General features: G+C 66.2%; 8 protein-coding genes. All 8 read left to right on the forward strand.

Features of this window, described 5'->3' with window-relative positions; genetic code table 11:
• Positions 1 to 34: 34 nt before the first annotated feature.
• The 8 genes from JJB74_RS09840 (at position 35) to JJB74_RS09875 (ending at position 20,803) form a co-directional block, all read left to right on the forward strand.
• A complete protein-coding gene (locus tag JJB74_RS09840) occupies positions 35 to 13,942 on the forward strand; it encodes a phospholipase effector Tle1 domain-containing protein (RefSeq protein ID WP_200591674.1) in 13,908 nt (4,635 codons plus the stop codon).
• A 25-nt stretch (positions 13,943 to 13,967) separates the two neighbouring features.
• Positions 13,968 to 14,411, forward strand: coding sequence for a hypothetical protein (locus JJB74_RS09845; RefSeq protein ID WP_200591675.1), 444 nt, complete (start codon positions 13,968 to 13,970; stop codon positions 14,409 to 14,411).
• A gap of 326 nt (positions 14,412 to 14,737) precedes the next feature.
• Positions 14,738 to 15,868 carry a galactose-1-phosphate uridylyltransferase gene (galT, locus tag JJB74_RS09850; RefSeq protein ID WP_234484077.1) on the forward strand — a complete coding sequence of 377 codons (1,131 nt, stop codon included), beginning with the start codon at positions 14,738 to 14,740 and terminating at the stop codon, positions 15,866 to 15,868.
• 18 nt (positions 15,869 to 15,886) lie between these two features.
• The gene (locus tag JJB74_RS09855) at positions 15,887 to 16,975 is read left to right on the forward strand and encodes a M24 family metallopeptidase (protein WP_200591676.1); all 1,089 of its coding nucleotides are present in this window, start codon (positions 15,887 to 15,889) and stop codon (positions 16,973 to 16,975) included.
• Positions 16,972 to 18,126 (forward strand): galactokinase, encoded by a 1,155-nt coding sequence (galK, locus tag JJB74_RS09860; protein WP_200591677.1) that lies wholly within the window; start codon positions 16,972 to 16,974, stop codon positions 18,124 to 18,126. The genes JJB74_RS09855 and galK overlap by 4 nt, the downstream gene beginning before the upstream one ends.
• Positions 18,127 to 18,178: 52 nt before the next feature.
• Entirely contained in the window at positions 18,179 to 20,017 is a 1,839-nt protein-coding gene (locus JJB74_RS09865; protein ID WP_200591678.1) for a glycoside hydrolase family 2 protein, read from the forward strand.
• A 97-nt stretch (positions 20,018 to 20,114) separates the two neighbouring features.
• Positions 20,115 to 20,375 carry an antitoxin gene (locus tag JJB74_RS09870; protein ID WP_200591679.1) on the forward strand — a complete coding sequence of 87 codons (261 nt, stop codon included), beginning with the start codon at positions 20,115 to 20,117 and terminating at the stop codon, positions 20,373 to 20,375.
• Entirely contained in the window at positions 20,372 to 20,803 is a 432-nt protein-coding gene (locus tag JJB74_RS09875) for a type II toxin-antitoxin system VapC family toxin (protein WP_200591680.1), read from the forward strand. The genes JJB74_RS09870 and JJB74_RS09875 overlap by 4 nt, the downstream gene beginning before the upstream one ends.
• Positions 20,804 to 21,030: the final 227 nt, after the last annotated feature.

Raw genomic sequence — 21,030 nt, forward strand, 5'->3', positions numbered from 1 at the left:
CGCCGCCTCGAACACCAATCGCGGGAGAGAGGTCATGGCGGCATTGATCACCGGCACCGGTCTGGGGCTGGGCAACACATCCTTGCACACGCTCGGCCTGGCCGGCGGCATCGCGGCGGCGGGCGGCAATGGCGAACGGGCTTACGTCAACGTCGCCAGCGGCAACCTGGTGCTGCAGCGCCAGGATGAACTGCTGATGGGACGCGGCCTGGAACTGGGTACGCTGCGCACCTACAACAGCCAGGCCGTCGTCGATGGCGACAACAACGACAACTGGCGCATCGGCTTTTATCGGCAGCTCAACAACCTCATCGGCCCGGTCAATGGCATCGGCAGCCGTATCACCCGCATCGATGCCGATGGCGCGCAGCAGCTGTTCCAGTGGGATGGCGCGCTCTCTCGCTATGTCTACCGGAACGGCGCCGGCGCATATGACACGCTGGTGTCGATGGCCAATGGCGCATGGCTATGGACCGACGGCGACACCGGCATCACCGAGACCTACCAGCCCGGCGCAGGCGGCATGTTCCTGCTCACCAGCAGCAGCGACACCAGCGGCAATACGATCGGCTATGCCTACAACGCCGCCGGCCTGCTGACCCGCGTCACCGGCACCAACGGCGAATTCACCGATCTGCTCTACGACACCACGCCGGGCCGCAGCGCCAACCTGCTGGCGATCCGCACCAGCGTGCGCGATGTCTTTGCCAACGGCTACGTGACGCAAACGCGGGTGCGCTATGCCTACGACAACCTCAATCGCCTGGCCAGCGTGACGGTCGACCTGTCGCCCGAGGACAGCGCCATCGGCGACGGCAAGGTCTACGTCAGCACCTATGCCTACGACGGCAGCAGCCGCCGCATCAGCGGCATTGCGCAAAGCGATGGCAGCAGCCTTGCCTTCACCTATGACGCGGCCGGACGCATTGTCACGCTGACCGATGCGCTCGGCGCCACCACGCGGCTCGTGTACGACGACGTCTACCGCAACCGCACCACGGTGTACGACCCGCTCGGGCTGGTGACGACCTATGAATACGACCCCGCCACCCGGCGCCTGGCGCGCATCGTCGCGCCCGCGGTCGACGGCGTGCTGGCCACGCGCGAGTTCATCTACAACGCCAAGGGCGACGTGACGCGCACCATCGATGGCGAAGGCAAGGGCGTCGATTACGGCTATGACGCCAATGGCAACCGCATCCTCGAGCGCGATGCCGAAGGCAACCTGGTGCGGCGCGTCTACGATGCACGCAACCGCCTGCAGACCGAAGCGTTGTACCTGGCGCGCGGTCCGGGCGGCGTGCTCAATGCGCAGCCGAGCGCGCCGCTCATCACCCGCCACGTGTATGACAGCGCGGCGCGGCTGCGTTTCGTCATCAGCGCCGAAGGCCGCGTCACCGAGCATCGCTACGATGGCTTCGGGCAACGCGTTTCCAGCATTACCTATGTCGCCGACACCTGGATCAGCACTGCGGCCGATCCCTTCGCCGTGCCTGGCGAAGCGCAGATGGCGGCCTGGGTCAACGCGCTCGCCAACAGGTCGCGCAGCAGCCGTACCGATTACGCATACGACTTCCGCGGCCAGCTCGCCAGCAGCACCGTCTATGCCAGTCTGGACGCCGCCGGCAACGGCATCGCCGCTGCCGCCGCCACCACCACCTTCCTGCGCGACGCGGCCGGCAGGCTGCTGCAAACCATCGCCCCGACCGGCTCGCCCAATGCCTCCACACGCATGGTGTACGACGGCCTCGGCCGGCTGACGCTGTCGGTCAACGCGCTGAACCAGTTCACGCGCTACCAGTACGACGACGCCGGCGGGCGGGTCACGCAAACCGCTGCCGATGGCGCGCAGACCATCAGCAGTTTCGACCGCGCCGGCCGCCTGATCGCGCAATTGCGCAGCAACAGCGCCGGCGCAGGCATCACGCGCTACAGCTACGACCGCAATGGACGCCTGCGACTGACGACCGACGCCACCGGCGTGCGCGCCTGGCTGTTCTACGACGCCGACGGGCGCAAGAGCGGCGAGCTCGACGGCAACGGCAACCTGACCGAGTACGTGTACGACCGCAACGACCGCGTGATCACCACCATCCGCCGCGCGCGCACAGCCATGCTCGGCGGCCTGAGCGTGAATGCCGACGGCAGCGCCAGCGAGGCCGCCATGGCGCTGGGCCTGGACGCGGTGCGCCCCGCGGCAGATGCGGCCGACGCCGTCAGCCGCAACTTCTACGACGGCGCCGGCCGCCTGATCAAGACGGTCGCGCCGAACGGCGCCGTCACCGAAAACGTGTACGACGGCGCCGGGCGCATCATGCGCGCCATCCGCTACGCCAACACCGTAACCCCGGCGCTGCTGGACGAACGCACGCCCGCCGCGGACGTGGCGCCCACACTGAATCCTGCCGCCGACCGCATCACCCGCTATTACTACGACGCCGACGGCCTGCTGCGCGGCACGGTCGATGGCGAAGGCTGCGTCACTGAGATCCGCTACGACGGTGCGCGGCGCGCCTGGCAAACCGTGCGCTATGCAACGCCGGCCGGCCTGTTCGACGCCAGCCGCAGCACGCGCAGCACATCGTTGTCGGGCGTTAGCGTGCTCGTCGGCACCACCGTGAGCGCCTATGCCGATGACGTCGCCGCATTCGAAGCGCTGCGCCCGGCCAACAGCGCCGCTGACATCCGCACTACCACGCTCTACGATGCGCGCGGCTGGGTTGCGGGCGACATCGACGGCGAAGGCTATCTCACCGAATACCGCTACGACGGCAATGGCAACCGCATCGCCAGCCTGCGCTATGCCACGGCCGTAAGCGCATCCGCGCTGGCTGCCCTCGGCCCGGCGACAACCGTGGCCACGCTGCGCCCGGCACTCAGCGCCGCGGACCAGGACACGAGCGCGGCCTGGGACGCGCTGAACCGCAAGACGCTGGAAACCGATGCGACGGGCACGTCGACCCGGTATGAATACGACAGCGTTGGCAACCTCGTGCGCCGCAGCGCCGCTGCCGGCAGCGACGAGCAACGCACGCAAACCCAACGCTTTGATGCCGCCGGCAACCTGGTCGCCGAACTTGGCGGCGAAGGCAGCGCCGCGCTGGCGGCATTGGGCACGAATGCAGCGCCGGCCGATATCGAGGCCGTGTGGAACGCCTGGTCCACCCGCTACCGCTACGACCTGGCCGGCCGCCGCATCGCCATGACGGACGCCGCCGGCAACACCACGCGCTATTACTACGACCGCGCCGGGCAGCTCGTGTACACGATCAATGCGCAAGGCGAAGTCGAAGGCGCGCGCTACGACGCGATGAACCGGCGCATCGCGCGCACGCGCTATGCCACGCGCATCGCGCCGGCGGCGCTGGCCCAGCTCGGCGGCGGCCTGGTCGATGCCGCCGTAACCGCGGCCATCGTCGCCAGTCCCAGCGATGCCACCACACGCTACAGCTATAACCGCGACGGCACGCTGGCCGCCAGCAACGACGAGCTCGGCAATCTCACCACCTACCAGGTCAATGCCTTCGGCGAACGGACCGGCGCGACGCTGCAGGGTGCCGGAATCACGAACCTCGTGTCCTACGACCGGCGCGGCCTGCAAATCGCCAGCATCGACGACAGCACCGGCCTGCGCGCCACACGCAGCCGGCAATACGACGCCTTCGGGCGTGTCGTCCTGCAAAGCGACGCGCGCGGCAATGTGCGCCGCCTGCGCTATGACCGGCTCGGGCGCGAAGTACAAAGCTTCGATGCCGGCAATGCTTCACGCAGCACCAGCTATGACGCCTACGGCCGTGTGCTCACGCAAACCGATGGCAACGGCCAGACCAGCACCTGGCGCTACGACACCGCCGCGCGCAGCATGACGCTGACCACGCCCGAAGGCGTGCGCACGATCACGATACGCAACCGCCATGGCGAAACGGTGCAGCTCATCGATGGCCGCGGCAACAGCCTGCGCTATCGCTACGACCGCGACGGCAAGCTGATGGAAAGCCGCAACGACGCCACCGGCAGCGTCGAGACCAACCGCGTCGACGCCGTCGGCCGCGTGATCGAAACCGTCGATGCGCGCGGCGTGTCCACCGTAACCACCTACGACGCCGCCAGCCGCGTGCTCACGCGCACCGTCGATCCGGCTGGGCTGGCCCTGGTTACGCGCTATGCCTACGATGCGCAAGGCCGCACCATCAGCGTGACCGCGCCGGATGGCAGCGTCACGCAATCCGCCTACGACGCGAAAGGGCAGCTCAGCACGGTCACGCGCGACCCCGGCGGACTCAAGCTCGTCACGCGCTACCGCTTTGATGCCCGCGGCAACACGCTCGCGGTGATCGACGCCGACGGCACGCCGACCGCGCAAATCACCGTGTACGCCTACGACGGCCTGGGCCGGCGCATCAGCAGCACGCAGGATGCGGGCGGGCTGAACCTGACGACGCGGTATGCGTATGACGCTGACGGCAACCTCGTCAGCACCATCGATGCGGCAGGCAACCGCACCCGGATGGTGTATGACGCCAATGCGCGCCTGCGCTACCGCATCGACGGCACCGGCGCCGTCACCGCCTATCAATACGACGGCGAAGGCCGGCAGACCGCCGTGGCGCGCCTGGCAAGCCCTGTCGACCTGACGAGCCTGCCGGATGCGCCGGGCCTGGCCGAGTTTGCCGCGCGCGTCGTCATCAGCCCGAACGACCAGATCACGCGCACCCTCTACGACCGCGATGGCCGCGCTGTGTTTGCCATCGATGCCCTGCGCCAGGTCACGCGCAACGACTACGACGGCAATGGCAATCTCGTGCGCCAGACCCGCTATGCGCAGCCGTTGCCGGCTTCTTCCTCCGCGTTCACGGTCGAGGCGATGACCACGGCGCTGGCTGCCGTGGCCAGTGCCAACGACCGCGTCACCCGCCATGTGTACGACGCGGCGAACCGCCTGCTGGCCACGATCTCGGCGCTCGATACCGTCACCGTCTTCGAGCGCGACCCCGCCGGCAACGTGGTGCGCGAAGTCGCCTATCTGCGGCCGATGCCTTTCACCGACCTGCCCGATGAAGCAGCGCTGCGCGCCGCCATCGCCCGCAATGCCGCGCCGGGCCTGGACCGCATCAGCCAGCACCGTTTCGACGCCGCCGGCCGCGAAGCGCTCGGCATCGATGCGATGGGCTACGTCACGCGGCGCGACTTCGACGCTGCCGGCCGCGTGGTGCGCACGCTGCGCTACGCCAACCGGCTCAACGCCGGGCCAGCACCAACACTGGCCGACATCAACGCGCAAATCGCCGCCGGCACGCTTGGCAGTGCGGTCGAGCAGCGCCAGACCTGGGACCGCGCCGGCCGTCTCATCGACAGCATCGATGGCCTGGGCGTGGTCACGCACCGCGACTACGATGCCGCCGGCAACCTGACCGGGCTGATGGTCGCGTCCGGCACCAGCGCCATGACGCGCACCCGCTATGCGTATGACGGCGCTGGCCGACGCGTCGCGCAAACCGAAGCCGCCGGCAACGCGGTCGAGGCCACCACCCGCTATCGCTACGACGCCAACGGCAACCTGGTCGCCACCATCGACGCCATCGGCATCGGCCTGGCCGAGAGCGATGCCGACTGGGCGCTGGCAGCGCGGCGCGAACTCGGCTACGTGAGCCCGGGCGGACAGGCGCGCCTGGCGGCAAGCCTGTCCGCGGCCGAGCGTGAATCCCTGATGAAGGCGCACACCACGCTGCGCGAGTTCGATGCCGCTGGACGTGTGGTCCGCGTCACCGACCCGATGGGCGGCGTCACCAGCACCCGCTATGACGCCTTCGGCAACGCCATCGCCATCACTGATCCGCGCGGCAACGTCGGCGGCTTCGTCTTCGACGCCGCCAACCGCGTGATCCGGCAGACCGATCCCGAAGGCCATGTCACCGAGACCGCCTACACCGCCAGCGGCAAGACCGCGCGCGTGACGCAGGGCGACGCCGTCACCCGTTTCGCTTACGACAAGCTCGACCGCCTGGTGCAAAGCACCGACGCCGAAGGCCATGTGGAGAGCTATGCCTGGGACAGCCTGTCCAACCGCATCAGCGTGGTCAACAAGCTCGGCGGCGTTACCCGCTACGACTTCGACGTCAACGGCCGCGTGACTTCGGAAACCTTGCCCGTGGACGGCATCGTCAAGCGCTACGACTACGACGCGCGCGGCAACCGCATCCTGGAAATCGAAGCGGCCGGCCTGCCCGAGCAGCGCATCACGCGCTATGACTACGACGCCGCCGATCGCGTCATCCGCCAGACCGGCGATGCGCTCGGCATGTTCGACGCCGCCGGCGGCACAAGGGTCGTCACCCCGGTCACGAGCAAAACGTATGACGCGCGCGGCAACCTGATCGAAGAGACCGACGCCGCCGGCCGGCGCACGCTCACCTGGTACGACGCGCGCAACCGCAAGAGCGCGGAAGTCGCGCCGGACGGCACCCTGAGCCTGTGGCGCTATGACGCCGGCATGCAGCCGATTGCCAGCATCGTCTTCGGCGACCCGGTCGCGCTGCCACTGCGCCCCGGCGCGCAGCCGCCGCTGCCAGTCAATGCAAGCAATGCGCGCCAGACGCTGTATGCATATGACGGCAACGGCCGGCTGATCGCCACCACGGTCAGGGACGTCACGCTGGGTCGCTACAACGCGCAGAACGGTCAGTATCAGGTCAGCCGCGGCGACATCGTGACGCGGCAGATGTATGACGCCGCAGGCAACGTCGTGCAGAGCATCGACGGCAACGGCAATGTGACGACGAACTGGTACGACAGGCTCGGGCAACGGGTGCTGCAGATCGATGCCGAGAATGACGCGATCGCCTGGACCTATGACGCGAATGGCAAGGTCTTGTCCGAGACGCGCTATGCGCAGCGCGCCAGCCAGCGCTACGAACCCGCGAATGACGCCGCTGCGATCCTCGCGGCCTGGCCGACATCGGCGGACGACCGCATCACCCGCTACCGTTACGACCGCAACGGCCGCCTGCTCGAGGAGACCCGCGTCAACGTGGCCTATGGCACGGTCGGCGCCGGCGGCTTGCTGACGAGCGCAACGGCAGAGGCGAGCACGCGCTACCGCTGGAACGGCCTGGGCCTGATGACGCAAAAGACCGATGCCAACGGCGACACGACCGACATCGTCTACGACGCCATGGGCCGCAAGCTGCGCGAGCAGGGCGCGGGCTTCATCGACTTCCTCGGCAACCCGGTGCGGCCGACCACGGACACGGCTTACGACGGCCTGGGCAATGCGCGCACCAGCATCCGGCGCGGCACCAACAATGCGCCGGGCATGGAAGACCAGGTCGCGCGCTACGACTACGGCCCCGGCGGGCGGCTGATGCGCGAGACCGATGCGATGGGCGCGGTGACCACTTACGACTACGACGCGGTCGGCAACGTCACGCGCAAGACGCGCTGGCGGCGCGATGCGGATGGCGCGCAGCTTACCGACACGACGACCTACCGCTACGACGCGCGCAACCGCGAGATCGAACGCCTGGATGCCGGCAGCGGCGAAGCGCGACAGACGCGCTACGACGCCTGGGGCCAGGTTATCGGCAAGGGCGTCAACAATGGCTGGCAGGAGTTCGCCGAATACGACCATGGCGGCCGGCTGGTCAAGGGCAATGCCGGCGATGGCATAACGCGGGCCTATGTATTCGATGCGGCCGGCAACACGACGCTGAAGATCGAATCCTCGGGGCCGGACCTGCGCCCGATGACGCTGGACGAGATGCTGCAGATCTCGAATGGCAGCGTGCGCCCGGATGCGCAGGATGCGGCCGGCGTGCATCTGACCATTTCGGCGTATGACCGGCGCAATGCGCTGATCGATACATGGCAGCCGAAGATGGTGACCAGCCATGCGGCGGCGCAGGTGCAGAGTTCGACGGCGACAGTGCGCATGACGGCGGCCAATTACAGCGGTGTGACAGTCACGCTGGCCAGCACCGATGTCGCCACCGATGCCGTCGGACCCGCCGGCACGATAGAAGAAGGCCGCGGCATTGCGGCTCAGGTGACATCGGGCAGCGTCGTCGAAAGCGGCTCGGTGACCAGTGTCCTGGTCACGCGCTTCACGGTCGCTTACCTGGGGCGTCTCACCGTCAGCCTGCCGGCCAGCGTTTCGGCCTGGGGCAGCGGCGGGACCGTCATCGTGGCGACGAAATACATGAACGGCAATCCGGCCGCGACCGGCACCTACACCTTCCCGGACGGGCAGACCACGTTCGATCTCGGACCCGCCATCGGCGGCCTGTCGGGCTATGACGCGGCGCTCGCCGATCCGTTTGCATTCGTGCCGGGCGACGCCGCGCATCGCCTGGTGCTGTCGGTCTACCGGCAGACGCCGTACGGCAATATCCTGCTGTCGCAGACCGATCGCAGCGTTCGCCCGCTCTCGCGCGCGGGCCCCAATCTTCCATTGCTGCAGGCAGCCTTCACCAACCCGATTTCGACGCCGATTCCGAAGCTGATGCTGTTCCGTTCGGCCTCCGCCTCGGCTGCGACGGTAACGCTGTACTACCGTGCCGCCGGCAGCACGGGACCCTACCAGGCGCTGCGCTTGCCTGCTCATGCGATCAATGGCAGCGTGGTTCCGGGCTGGTACGGACTCGACTGGTCCGCGATGGCGCGCGCGAGCTACGACGTCAAGCTGCTCGCATTCGACAACGCGGGCACGATCGTCGATTTCAAGCAGGGCGCAATGAACCTGCTCGATGCTGGCGCGACCATGAATCTCACGCCGGCCAGCTTCGGTCCGGCGCGTAGCGAGTCATTCATCTTCCAGGCCGGCAACGTGCTTAATATCGCGGCCCAGGGCGCCACGGCCAATTCCCTCGTGGTGCGCTATCGCCCGCTCGGCGCGAATGGCGCGTGGACCTCGGCCGCCGTGCTCAATGCCTCTGGCGCGCCCGGCAACTTCGCGTGGAGTTATGGCGCGCTTGCCGGCGACTTTGAAGTCATCTTCGAAACCCACGCTGGCCTCAATGGCACGGGCGACATCGTCAACAAGCTCTACGGCAGCGTGCGACTGAATGACGCCGGGCCGATGCTGCTGAGCGGGCTGACGCCGTTTCAGCACCTGCCCGGCACGATCCGCTTCGGCGGCAATCCGCTTGACGCCACGAGCATGACCGTTCGCTATCGGCCGCTGGGCAGCAATGAGACGTATCGTAACGTCAGGCTGCTGCCGACCACCGCCGGGTCCGGCACCTTCCTGTGGGATGCGTCCGAGCTCACGCCTTTCGATCAGAGCACCTTCCGCTACGAGTTCGATTATGAAGCGGTGAATGCCGCCGGCGGGCTGGTCAACAAGGGCGGCGGCAGCATGCAGCTCGGCGCCAGTACCGCGGTGCTGTCCCAGTATGTCTCGCAACGCACGCCGGAACTGAGCATCGCGCCGCCGCAGGCCGAAGCGGCACGCCTGCAGCTGTACTACCGGCTGCGCAGCACCACGGGTGCCTATGCGGGGCCGGTCGATCTGACACGCGGGGCCGATGGCGCCTGTACCTGGGATGTGTCGGCGCTCAAGCCCATCGCCGGCAATGCCGATTACGAGTACTTCTACGATCTTTTCGATGCCGCCGGCGCCAGTCTTGGTCGCACATTCGGCTACTTCACAGTTGGCGACACCGGCAGCGCCAACGCGCTGAACTGGGTGATCGGCGGCGTGACTGTCGACGCCACGGTGATACACCGCCAGCAGCGCGCCAATGCCTTCGGCGAAGTCGCGCAGGAAATCGATGGCCTGGGCCGCATCACCGATTACCAGTTCAACACCCTCGGCCTGATGACGGCCAGGATCGCGCCGACCACCACGGCCACGCTGGAAAACGGCTATGTGAAGACGCTGCGCCCGACCACCTTCTACACCTACGACCGCATCGGCCAGCTCGTCGCCGAGCGCGATCCGAACGGCATGCTCGGCACGCAGGCCTGGCTGGCGGGCGGCTTCAGGCAATACGCGCTGGTGCGCCATGCCGACGGTAGCGGCATGAAAAACCAATACGACATCTTCGGCAACCTGCGCGAAGCGCTCGACGAACTCGGCCGCCAGACCGACTACCTGTACGACCGCAACAACCGTCTGACCCGCGTGGTGCGGCCGCTGCGCGATGCGGCCAGCGCCAGCGCGATCGCCGGGGCCGCTTATGACGTGTATGAATACGATGAAGCCGGCAACCGCATCGCGCATACCAACGCGCTGGGCCTGACCGAGCGCACCTATTTCGACAGCCTGGGCCGCGTCGTTCGCGCCGTCAGTTACGAAGGCCGCGTCACCCGCTATGACCATGCGTATTCCGCCATCGTGGCCGCATCTGGCGGTGTCGGCCATAGCGGCTACCGCAAGACGACGACGGATGCCAATGGCCGCACCCTGATCGACAGCACCGATCTGTTCGGCCGCCTGCTGTCGCACCAGGATCTCGGCGGTCGCCGCTTCGTCTACAACTACAACCGCGCTGGCTGGCTGATCGCGCAAACCGGGTCTTCCGGCCAGGACATCGTCTACGAGTACTACAACAACGGCTACATCCGCGGCATTCGAGATCGTACCGAGCACACGCTGACGACGTATGAATACGATGCCGAAGGCAACAAGACCTTCGAAGGCTATGCGCTGCTGGCCGCGGACAACGTGACGGTGCGCGACTTCGCGCAGCAGGCCAGCATCCGCTACGACGCATTGAACCGGGTCGACACCGTCACCGATCCGCGCTACAGCATTCGCTATGAATACGATGCCGCCGGCAATCGCCGCCACATGCTGGCGCGCTATCACGACGGCATCGACGGCAGCCTGCGCACGCAGGACTACTGGTATCGCTTCGATGCGATGAACCGCTTCACGCTGACCATGGGCGCACTGACCGGGCCGCGCGCCACGCGCGAGGACGACAACAGCGTCGCGATCGCGCTTGGCACGGACGGCGTGCAGCTGGCGTACGACGTTGGCGGCCAGCGCCGCGTGGCCACGCATTACGGCGACGACGGCCAGCTGCACACCGAGCAATACAGCTACACCGCCGATGGCTATCTGGAGGACACCGTCATCGATGGCGTCCTGCGCGCACGGCGCAGGAACGATGCCTTCGGACGCGTCGTCGCCTATAGCGAATACGGCGCCACGGGCGCGCTCGCCCTGCAGCGCAATACCGTGTACGACGGCGACAACCTGGTGCGCTCGGAACAGGACAACAGCGGCCGCACGACGACCTATTACCGCCACGCCGACGGCACGCTGGAACACACCAGCGCCGCCGACGGCCCGACCACCACCACGACCTACTACGGCTACGAATGGTGGGACAGCGCCAAGCAGTCCACCATCACGGCCCAGCCGTACAACGCCAACGCACCGGGCTGGAAGAGCGGCACCTCGCACCTGCTGTACGACGCCAATGGCCATCTGCGGGAGGCGCGCGATGAAGTCGCGCGCACCAGCTTCTATTACGTCACCAACGCCCAGGGCCTGATATTGCGCCGCCAGGAAGCGATGCCAGGCCAACTGCGGCTGCAGAACTACTACTACCTCGACGGCAAGCGCATCGGCGACGTCGGCAATGGCGGGCCATCGCGCATGGATTATGTACAGGCGCTGGCGCATGACTTCACCGAACAGCGCAGGCAGGGCTATCGCAGCTTCACGCCGATCAGCTCGGCCGACTTCGATCAGAACTACGAGCCGATCAGTCCGTCGTATCCGGCCGCCACGGCGATGAGCTACGTGGTGCGCGCCGGCGACACGCTGCGCGCGATCTCGGCGCAGCTGTGGGGCGACCCGAGCATGTGGTACCTGATCGCCGACGCCAACGGCCTGGTCGGCACCGAGGCGCTCACGCCCGGCACCAGCCTGACGATCCCGAACAAGGTCACCAACATCCACAACAACCACGAGACCTTCCGCGTCTACAACCCGGGCGAGGCGATCGGCGACATCTCGCCCACGGTGCCGGCCGCGCCGCCGCCGCCGCAGTCATCGGGTGGCGGTTGCGGCGGACTGGGCGCGATCCTGGTGGCCATCGTCGCGGTGGCGGCGACGGTGTTTTCCGCTGGCGTGCTGGCGCCGGCGGCCGGTGGTGGCCTGTTCGCCAGCGGCTCCATCGGCGCGGCCGTGGCTTCCAGCGTGGTCGGCTCGGTGGTGTCGCAAGCGGTGGGCATCGCCATCGGCGTGCAGGATGGCTTCTCGTGGTCCGGGCTGGCGCTGTCGGCCATTGGCGCCGGCGTGGGCGCGGCGATCGGCGCCACCGGCATCGGCGCGCGCATCGCCGGCTCGCTCGGCATCGAAAGCGCGGCCGGCCGGGCCCTGGTCAACGCCGCGGTCGGAAACATTGCCACGCAGGGCGTGGCGGTCGCCACCGGCCTGCAGCGCAGGTTCGACTGGCGCGGCGTGGCGGCATCGGCGCTGGGTGCGGCGGCCGGCTCGGTCGCCGGCGCGGCAGCCGGCGGCACGGACAGCCTGGGCGGCCGGCTGGCCAGCACGCTGGCATCGGGCGCGACGCGCTCGCTGGTGGCTGGCGGCAGCGTGAACTGGCAATCCCTGATTGCGGACGCGGCCGCCGACACGCTGGGCAATGCGCTGGCGCGTTCGCTGCGCGACGATGCGGCCGAAGCGCAAGGCATGCGCTTCGATGCAGACAGGCGGGCGCGCCGCGCGGCAAATTACTGGAATCCGGAATCCACCGCCGAAGCCGACGCCCGGTGGAATGAGCGCATCGCCGCCGCGCTGGCGCAGAGCGCGCCCGGCTACAGCGACAGCGCGGGCCTGGCCGAGATCACGCAATCCCGGATGGCGGCGGCCGGCTATGGCAATGCGTGGCAGCTGGTGCAGACCGGCGCCACGGCAGCGCCCGAAGCCGCGGCCGGCGATGCCCGCATCGATGCCGACTTCGACAAGCGCAGCCGCATGGCCAATCAAGCCGACCGGGGCATCTATCTCCAAACCGAGCATGACATCGACGGCTTGCCGGTGGAGCGCATCTTCCGGCCCGGGGACGAGAGCCACTATGTGATCGGCGCTTTCCTCGACGGCACCTGGAACAAGCGCGGTTTCGGCGGCCTGGACAATGCCGCGCCCGGCATCGACAGCACCAATGTCGGCTTGCTGCAGTGGATGTCCGAAGGCCGCAGCAACAACTTCATTACGAAGTATTTCGAAGGGGTCGGCACCGATTGGTACACCAAATATTTCGGCGGCGCTACCGGCGCCGGAATTTCGATGCGGGTGGCAGGCGCTTATGAATGGATGTCGAAGGAAGTCAATCGCATCCGAGCCGACGATCCGGCGTCGAGCTTCGACTTCCTGAGCGTGGGCTTTTCGCGCGGCTCGCTGCAGGCGCGCATGCTGCTGCGCATGATCGACACGCAAGGCATACCGGATCATGCATCGCGCTATGAAGTGCAGGTAGGCGACACCCGTACCGAGGTGCGGTACAGCCGCTACATCGTCGCGCCCGGCGAAGCGCGCCTGAACGGCGTGCTGTTCGACACCGTCACCACCGGGGCGGGCGACTTCCACAACATCGATCTGCCAGCGCGCGCGCAGCTGTATCATCCGGTCGCGCGCGACGAAGAGCGCGGCCTGTTCCCGAGCGCACCCCTGGCGCGCCCCGGTGAAGCCCTGAGTCCGACCTGGTATCAGCCGGTGCTGCCGGGCGACCATTCCGACATCGGTAATAATCACGACCGCGGCGGACTGGGCGACTGGAACCTGAAGCTTGCGCATCAGTTCATGGCACAGAAGCTGGGGCTGCCGTTGTCGCCGATACCCGCGGCTTATGCGCCGGACCCGGAGCGGATGTGGTTGCATGACATGAGCGGGAACAAGGGCGCGGCGTCGAGTGGAACGATGCCGTATGTCAGGCCGCTGGCGCCGCGCTACCAGCCGCCAAAGCAGGCAGATCCTTATTTCGGATGAAGTAATGCAGAAGGCGGAGAGCTGGATGGCAATGCAATGCAAGCGCGCGTTCCTTGTCGAAGTGACGAGCATGCTGGTCTGCGCCTTGTCCGCCTGCGCCAGCTTGCCGCCGCGCGATCCGTCGGGGCCGGTCTACCACTGTGTCGACAGGACCATGAACTACAGGCCGGACCGCAGGCCGATTACGCATCTGGATGTCTTCGAATACGGCACTTACCGTCTGGAAGACCGGCCCACCATCAGCGGTGGCGGCATCTGCATCACCATGCGCGTGCCCAGAACCGCGCATGTGCGCTACTGGCTCGGCGAGCAGCTGGTGGACAAGCATTTCGACCTGGCTATGCTGAACGCGGCGATGGTGCGCGACAAGTCGGTCGAGTTTTATTTCAATGCCGACTCCGTCGAGCTGCGGCTGGTGACTACCGTGCACAACGGTCCTCCGATCATCCAGGTTCTGCAACGGCAATGAATTGCAGCTGCGCCTTGCATTGCCGGATGCAAATGCAAGGCAGGCTGAACTGCAATCGCCAAGAAGTCGCGCCGGGGGCGTTTTTCTCACTTCGCATGCGTGCTCATCCGTTTCGCGTGATGAGCAGCAAGTACTGAGCGCGGCAGGCACGAAGCGGCGCTGCCGGTCGTCGGCGTCAACCATTTCCACATGCCGCTCCTTTGAGCAATCCCGCATTTCTTTCCTGTCCCCACGGCACTAATTGAATCCTTTCTCATCGAAGCACTCACATGCTTGTCCGGTAACGCTTGCGCAGCTCCTGCGTGGGCAAGACGATGGAGATGACATTGCAAGACAGTAAGAACAAGGAAGCCGCAGGGCAGGGCGTTGAAATGCACCTGCTCGACGTAACCAAGCCCGACGGCCGGGCGATGACGCTGTATGGCCTGTCCCCGGTGCGCCTCGACGGCCCGGTGCCGAGCCCTTTCCCCGATCCGCTGAACGCGAACCCGCATCTGCGCTGGCATCCGCTGCGCGGCGAATGGATCACCTACGCGGCTTACCGGCAGGGCCGCACCTTCATGCCACCGCCGGAATACAACCCGCTCGCGGTCTGCATCTCGCCCGACAATCCGACCGAGTTGCCGGCCGGCGACTATGCGATCGCGGTCTTCGAGAACCGCTTTCCGTCGCTGTCCATGGAAGCGCATGATCCGCCGCAGGCATTGGTCGAGACCGCGCCGGGCACCGGGATCTGCGAAGTCGTGGTCTTCACCACCGATCCGAAGTCCTCGCTGGGCGCGCTGCCGCTGGCGCAGATCGAATTGCTGTTGTCGGTCTGGGGCGATCGCACCACGCGCGCGGCCGCGACCGGCAAGATCCAGTACGTGCTGCCGTTTGAAAACCGCGGCGCCGAAGTCGGCGTGACGCTGCATCATCCGCATGGGCAGATCTATGCCTATCCCTTCGTGCCGCCGGTGCCGGCGCGCATGCTGGCCATGCAGCAGCAGCACTATGAAAAGACGCGCCGCGCGCTGCTGAAGGACATGATCGACAGCCATCTCGCCGCCGCCACCGGCATCATTTACCACGGTCCGCATGCGGTGGCCTTCGTGCCGTCCTGCGCGCGCTATCCGTATGAAGTCTGGGTGTCGACCATCGAGCCGGTTGCGACCTTCAGCGAGCTGTCCGATGCGCAACGCGCCGATCTCGCGCGCGCATTGAAGACAGTCATTCTCAAATACGACGGCCTGTGGCAGCGGCCTTTCCCTTACCTGATGGCCTGGTACGGGGCGCCCACCGATGGCAAGCCGCATCCCGAATCCTTCCTGCATGCCGAGTTCTTCCCGCCTTACCGCTCTCGCGACCGGCTCAAGTATCTGGCCGGCACCGAGCTCGGCGCGGGCATGTTCGCCATGGATGTGCTGCCCGAGGAAAAGGCCAAGGAGCTGCAGGCGGTCGAAGTCCACATCGATTGACCCGACACAAGAGAGACCATGCAACAGAGAATCCAGGAAATCGAGCAGAAACTCACCATCATGCGCAGCTGGCTGTTGGCCACCGGCGCCGGCGTGCTGCGTCTGCGCGGCACCGACTGGTTTGCCTGGGCCACGGCCGGCGGCTCCAACACCGTGCTGCTGACCGCCGAAACTGGCGTAGCCGAAGTCGCCGTCAGCGCCACCGAGGCCTACATCCTTACCGATGAGATCGAGGCGCAGCGCCTTCGTGATGAAGAAGTGCCGGGCGGTTACGAATGGCATGCGATGCCGTGGGCCGAGCCCGAGGTGCGCGAAAACATGGTGACGCAATTGGCGGGTGGCGCGCCGGTGCTGTCGGACCGGCCCGGGGAAAACGAGATCGCCCTCACCGGCGCAATGCTGCAGCAGCGCTATCGCCTGATGGATGGCGAGCAGGAACGTTATCGCACCGTGGGCCGCCTCGCAGCGCAGGCCATGACCGAGGTGATGCGCGCGGCCCGGCCCGACTGGACCGAGTACCAGCTCGCCGGCGCCGGCGCCGAAGCGCTGTGGGCGCGCGGCCTGCATCCGGCGCTGACCTTAGTCGCCGGCGAGCGCCGGCTGCCGCTGTACCGGCATGCGACCGCCACGCAGGAAAAGCTGGGCAAGCGCGCGATGCTGGTGTTCTGCGCGCGCGGCCACGGGCTCATCGCCAATCTCACCCGCTTCGTGCAGTTCGAAGGCGCCGCGCGCCATCCGGGCCAGGAAGCGCTGCTCGGGATCGAAGCCGCGGGCCTGGCCGCCTGCAAGCCCGGCGCGCTGCTGTCCGACGTGTATGCCGCGCTCGCGCATGCCTATGCCGGCCATGGCTATCCGGAAGCGATACGCCAGCATCACCAGGGCGGCCTGACCGGTTATCTCGCGCGCGAGGTGGTGGCCGCGCCGCATACCGCGGTGCCGCTGGCCGCGCGCATGGCCGTGGCTTTCAATCCGAGCCTGGCCGGCACCAAGCTGGAAGACACCTTCCTGATTCATGACGACGGCCTGGAAAACCTGACGCTGGATCCGGAATGGCCAACCGAACAGCATGCCGGCCGCGCGCGGCCGCTGCCATTGGAGGCGCAATGATGGCGATCGAAGACTTCTACGCGGGCACGCCCATCGAGGAATCGGCGCCGGGTCGCGTCAATCTGCTGGGTGAGCATACCGATTACAACGACGGCTTCGTGCTGCCGATCGCGATACCGCAGCGCACCCATGTCAGCGTGGCGCGCAGCAAGGACGAGCGCTTCCATGTGTACTCGTCGAATCTCGATGAAAGCGCCGACTTCGCGCTCGACGACGAGCTGCCCGAAGGCTATGCGCGCTATGTCGCCGGCTGCGTGAAGGTGCTGATGGAGAAAGGCATCGCGGTGCCGCCGCTGGCGCTCTCGGTGCATTCGGATGTGCCGATGGGTTCCGGCCTGTCGTCTTCCGCGGCGCTGGAAGTGGCGGTGCTGCGCGCGCTGCGTCGGCTGCTGAACCTGCAGATCGACGATGTGCGCATCGCTCTCGATGCGCAGACCGCCGAGATCCGCTATGCCGGCGTGCAATGCGGCGTGATGGACCAGATGGCTTCCAGCCTGGCCGATGTCGAGCACATGCTGTTTCTCGACACCCGCAGCCTCGAGCGTCGGCTGCTGCCGTTTCCGAAGGGCGCGGAATTGATCGTCATCGATTCCGGCGTGGCCAGGACGCTGGCCGGCAGCAAGTACAACGAGCGCTTCGCCGAATGCCGTGAGGCGGCGCGCCTGCTGGGCGTGCCTTCGCTGCGCGAGGTCACGGATGTGGCAAAGCTCGGCGCGCTGCCGTCGTTGCTGGAAAAGCGCGCGCGCCATGTGGTGACCGAGAACGCGCGCGTGCTGCAGGCCGTCGCAGGCGTGGATGCGCGCGCCTTCGGCGAACTGATGAACGCCTCGCATGCCAGCCTGCGTTATGACTATGAAGTGTCGATCACGGCGCTCGATACCTTGTGCGACCTGCTGCGCGAGCAGCCCGGCGTCTATGGCGCGCGCCTGACCGGCGCCGGCTTCGGCGGCGCCTGCATTGCGCTGTGCGAAGCCGGCCGCGCCGCCGACATCGCCGCCGCCGTCGTCTCCCACTACAACCGCGACAAGCTGCTGCAACTGGCCACCGTGCTGCTGCCGACGCAGGGCGCGAAGAAGGCAGAGGACCTGGAGCGCGCCGAACTCGAAGCGGTGATGCCGCCCGCTGGCGCGCAGGCCGGCAACAGCGCCTGAAGTCCAGCCATTCCGAGAAAACGAACCCGTGCATCAAGAAAAAAGGACAACCATGACTCGAGCTTATCCGCGCCCGCAACTGGTGCGCAGCAACTGGACTTCGCTGAACGGCACCTGGCGCTTTGTGTTCGATGACGATGAGCGCTTCCGCTTTCCCGCGCATGACATCACCTGGTCGCACCAGATCGAAGTGCCGTTCCCGCCGGAAGCGCCGCAGAGCGGCGTGAACGACCGCGGCTTTCACACGACCTGCTGGTACCAGCGCGAATTCGAATGCAAGGTTGCGCAACACGAGCGCGTGCTGCTGCATTTCGGCGCGGTGGATTACCGGGCCACGGTCTGGGTCAACGACCACCAGGTGGCGACCCATGAAGGCGGCCATACGCCGTTCTCCGCCGACATCACCAGCGCGCTCGATCCATCGGGCCGGCAGACGGTGACGGTGCATGTCGAGGATGATCCGCACGATCTGGCCAAGCCGCGCGGCAAGCAGGATTGGCAGCTCGAGCCGCATTCGATCTGGTATCCGCGCACCACTGGCATCTGGCAGACGGTGTGGCTGGAAACGGTGCCGCATACCTACATCCAGAAGCTGCAGTGGACGCCGCATTTTGACGGCTTCGAGATCGGCTGCTCGCTGTACGTGGAAGGCGACTTATCCGGCGACCTGCTGGCCGAGGTCGAGATCTCGCATCAAGGCAAGACGCTGGCCTTCGACGTCTACAAGGTGCTGGGCAATGAAGCGCATCGCAAGATCGTGCTGTCCGACCCCGGCATCGACGACTCGCGCAACGAACTGCTGTGGAGCCCGGAGCGGCCCACGCTGCTGGATGCGAAGGTGCGCCTGCGCCGCAATGGCCAGCTGCTCGACGAGATCGCGTCCTACACCGCGCTGCGCTCGGTAGCGATCTCGCGCGACCGCTTCATGCTCAACGGCCGGCCCTACCAGCTGCGCCTGGTGCTGGACCAAGGCTACTGGGACGACACCCTGATGACTGCGCCGGACGACGATGCGCTGCGGCGCGACGTCGAGCTGGCCAAGATGATGGGCTTCAACGGCGTGCGCAAGCATCAGAAGATCGAAGACCCGCGCTACCTGTACTGGGCCGACAAGCTCGGCCTGATGGTATGGGAGGAGATGCCTTCGGCCTACCGCTTCACCGGCAAGGCCATCAACCGCATCGTGCGTGAATGGACCGAGGCCATCGACCGCGACTACAGCCATCCGTGCATCGTGGTCTGGGTGCCGTTCAATGAATCCTGGGGCGTGCCGAACCTGATGTCGACGCAGGCGCACCGCAACGCGGTCGAAGCGCTGTATCACCTGACCAAGACGCTGGACTCGACCCGTCCCGTGATCGGCAACGACGGCTGGGAGGCCTCAGCCACCGACATCATCGGCATCCATGACTACGACGCCGACCCGGAAAAGATCCGCGCGCGCTATTCCGACAAGACCCAGGAATTGTTCGACCGCAGGCGACCCGGCGGGCGCATCCTGACGCTGGACGGCTATCCGCATCGCGGCCAGCCGATCATGCTGACCGAGTTCGGCGGCATCGCCTATGTGAAGCCGCAGGACCGCGATCGCACCTGGGGCTATTCCACCGCGAATGACGCGGAAGGCTTTTACGACCATTACCAGCGCCTGCTGGAAGTGGTGAACGTCACCTCGATGTTCAGCGGCTTCTGCTATACGCAGTTCGCCGATACCTTCCAGGAATCGAATGGTCTGCTGTATGCGGACAGGACGCCGAAGATACCGTTCGAGCGCATCAATGCGGCTACGCGCGGCATGCGCGTGGATCCGAATACGATGGTGACGTTGGGAGAGCCGGGGAAGGTGGAGAGGCCGGGTGAGGAAGAGGGCAGCGGGGGTGGGACGGCGTAGCTGCATCCGCGCAAATGATCTGGTGATGCATATCCTGGTACCTATCGCTCCCGGCCTGCCGTAAAATGCAGGCCGGACCTGCTTTCGGGAGATCACGATGAGCCAGACAGCCAAGATATTCACGACCGGCCGCAGCCAAGCCGTACGTCTTCCGCGAGAATTTCGTTTTGAAGAGCGTGAAGTCTATATTCGTCGGGATCCGGTTACCGGGGATGTGATTCTTTCCCGCCGCCCGGATTCGTGGGAAGAGTTTTTTTCGCTTGATGCCACGACTGAAGTGCCGCTCGACTTCATGAATGATGCAGATCGCAGTCAGGGTAAGCAATCGCGTGACCCTTTTGCGGATGAGCCGGCGTGAAAACGTACCTGCTCGATACCAATATCGCCAGCCATATCATCAAGGGAGATATTCCGTCTGTCCGGGAACGACTGGTGGCTGTGCCCATGCATGCCATCGCCATATCGGTAGTCACTGAAGGCGAACTGTTGTATGGCCTTGCCAAGCGTGGATATCCGCAAGGCTTGAGCATGAAAGTCCGTGCTTTTCTCAGCCGGGTCAATGTGTTGCCATGGACTTCGGAAGTGGCAATGGTCTATGCGGACCTGCGCGCCTCCTGCGAAAGCGCAGGCATGCCCCTCGCGCCGCTGGACATGATGATTGCTGCGCATGTCAAATCCCATGCATTGCGCGCAGCGCAAAGCGGTGATGATGTTGTTCTCGTGACCCGAGATCGGGCGTTTGCGCGCATTCCTGGCGGATTGGGCCTGGAAGACTGGACAAGCTGATCCAGTTCCGTAGGTTGGTTTAGTCAGCCGGCCCTTTCAAGGTGACGTCGAATTGTCTTTTAGGCCGTTGGTAGTCCGCATCAGGTTGGCAGCGTGAGATAAGGGTGCAGTCGCAGTTGCAGTTGCAGTTGCAGTTGCAGTTGTCTTTCCCTCTGTCTTTGCCGTTGCCGTTGCCTTTAACCCCGTTGATTGCGCCGTGACGGCGATGCCCGGAGCGGGAAAAGGTG

Origin of the sequence: Noviherbaspirillum pedocola, assembly GCF_016632335.1 — a bacterium.
Classification (GTDB): Bacteria; Pseudomonadota; Gammaproteobacteria; order Burkholderiales; family Burkholderiaceae_D; genus Noviherbaspirillum_A; species Noviherbaspirillum_A pedocola.

Bases quoted from the DNA above. Each gene is read 5' to 3' on its own strand.
- galK (WP_200591677.1), top strand. From the start codon at position 16,972: ATGATGGCGATCGAAGACTTCTACGCGGGCACGCCCATCGAGGAATCG.
- JJB74_RS09865 (WP_200591678.1), top strand. From the start codon at position 18,179: ATGACTCGAGCTTATCCGCGCCCGCAACTGGTGCGCAGCAACTGGACT.
- JJB74_RS09840 (WP_200591674.1), top strand. From the start codon at position 35: ATGGCGGCATTGATCACCGGCACCGGTCTGGGGCTGGGCAACACATCC.
- JJB74_RS09870 (WP_200591679.1), top strand. From the start codon at position 20,115: ATGAGCCAGACAGCCAAGATATTCACGACCGGCCGCAGCCAAGCCGTA.
- JJB74_RS09855 (WP_200591676.1), top strand. From the start codon at position 15,887: ATGCAACAGAGAATCCAGGAAATCGAGCAGAAACTCACCATCATGCGC.
- JJB74_RS09845 (WP_200591675.1), top strand. From the start codon at position 13,968: ATGGCAATGCAATGCAAGCGCGCGTTCCTTGTCGAAGTGACGAGCATG.